The sequence below is a fragment of the Rodentibacter myodis genome (genome assembly GCF_001999305.1).
GTDB lineage: Bacteria > Pseudomonadota > Gammaproteobacteria > Enterobacterales > Pasteurellaceae > Rodentibacter > Rodentibacter myodis.
In genome coordinates this window covers 1-1,904 of the sequence record NZ_MLHQ01000045.1, presented here as the reverse complement: position 1 = coordinate 1,904, position 1,904 = coordinate 1, and the positions used below count along the sequence as shown (strand labels likewise).

General features: G+C 39.8%; 2 protein-coding genes and 1 pseudogene. All 3 read left to right on the top strand.

The genetic code is table 11. The features are described 5' to 3' along the window. Positions 1-263: pseudogene (locus tag BKL49_RS11980) on the top strand (hypothetical protein); the annotation flags it as partial. Between the two features lie 88 nt (positions 264-351). Beyond that, positions 352-1,212 carry a hypothetical protein gene (locus tag BKL49_RS11975; RefSeq protein WP_077425772.1) on the top strand — a complete coding sequence of 287 codons (861 nt, stop codon included), beginning with the start codon at positions 352-354 and terminating at the stop codon, positions 1,210-1,212. Between the two features lie 88 nt (positions 1,213-1,300). Continuing rightward, positions 1,301-1,904 (top strand): hypothetical protein (locus tag BKL49_RS11965; protein WP_143530854.1); only part of this gene is annotated, 604 nt, incomplete at its 3' end.

Here is a 1,904-nt window from a genome sequence, read left to right as displayed (position 1 = left end):
AGAAAAAACGCACCCGCCGTGTGCCTTTAGGCATTTACCGCCCTGCCTGTGAAAACCAAAATCACGCCCTTTTAAGCTTTATTTTGGATTATCTCGGCAGCGAAAACCCTGATGAAGAATACGGTCAATTTTTCAAAAAAGAAAAACGCATAGCGAGTGATTATTTTAATTGGTTCTATCAATTCAGCCTCTTTCCTCAAATCGGCTATAACGAAAAGAAAACCGAAGCCCGCATTCAAGCGTGGTTGGATAAAAACGCATAAAACACCCCCAATATTGACCGCACTTTAGAGGAAGAAAGTGAAAGCGGATTATTTTGAAAGTGGAATAACCTACACAGGAGTAAAATAAATGTCTATTTCTCAATATAACGCGGATGTGATTGCTCGTAACATAAAACAGTTGGGTGATGGGGTAATTGAGGTACGCCTTTATAACGACGGACATATTCGGGCTGACCTTTCTTGGGTATGGTTTTTGTGCTCGGTTGGATTTTTGATTTATGACTACTTTACAACTCAAACCATGTTTAGAGATATTCAATGGGCTATTTCAGTTGATTGGGCGTTAGAAGATAACTGGAAATGGCGCATAGAGACTTTTACAGAATTAGGAAAAGAAATACCTGAAAATTATTATAATGAATTCAAAGTAGGAATGATAAAGAAGCACTGGGAAAGAATTTATTGGGGCTGGTTCTTTATTCTTTTCCCGTTATTCTGGTTCTTTATGGTGGGGTCCCCAAAATGGCGCCCGATGCGGTTTGATGCCAAACGCCGTTTAGTCTATTTTTGGTCGTGGGGGCAGCTTTATATTATGCACTATCCAAAATCCGTGCAGCGGGATAGAGAACAGTTACTCAATTTTTTAAATCCGGATTTTTTCACTCCATGGATTCGCCCAAACTATTTTGGCAGTTTGGTGATTACACTCCCTCATGAAAACCCACAGAAAAAACGCACCCGCCGCGTGCCTTTGGGCATTTACCGCCCTGCCTGTGAAAACCAAAATCACGCCCTTTTAAGTTTTATTTTGGATTACCTCGGCAGCGAAAACCCTGATGAAGAATACGGTCAATTTTTCAAAAAAGAAAAACGCATAGCGAGTGATTATTTTAATTTGTTCTACCAATTCAGTCTCTTTCCTCAAATCGGCTATAACGAAAAAAAAACCGAAGCCCGCATTCAGGCGTGGTTGGATAAAAATGCATAACCCCCCCCCAATATTGACCGTACTTTAGAGGAAGAAAGTGAAAGCGGATTATTTTGAAAGTGAAATAACCTACACAGGAGTAAAATAAATGTCTATTTCTCAATATACCCCTGATGTGATTGCACGTAATGTGAAGCAATTAGGCAACGGCGTAATTGAAATACGCCGTTATAACGACGGGCATATTCGGGCTGACCTTTCTTGGGTATGGTTTTTATGCTCGGTTGGTTTTTTTATCTACGATTGCTTTACTACTCAGAATATGTTTAAAGAGATACTATGGGTGATAGATTCAATGATTAGTATAAAAGATACGTTTCATTTCTATGAAGATCCTAATAATTTAGGTTATACGCATGCTGGTACAACTTTCAATGAATTTGCTGAAGAAATGTTAGAAAGGCATCATTCCAGCTTTTATTGGGGGTGGTTCTTTATTCTTTTCCCGCTATTCTGGTTCTTTATGGTGGCTTCCCCCAAATGGCGCCCGATGCGGTTTGATGCCAAACGTCGTTTAGTCTATTTTTGGTCGTGGGGGCAGCTTTATATTATGCACTATCCAAAATCCGTGCAGCGGGATAGAGAACAGTTACTCAATTTTTTAAATCCGGATTTTTTCACTCCATGGATTCGCCCAAACTATTTTGGCAGTTTGGTGATTACACTCCCTCATGAAAACCCACAGAAAAAAC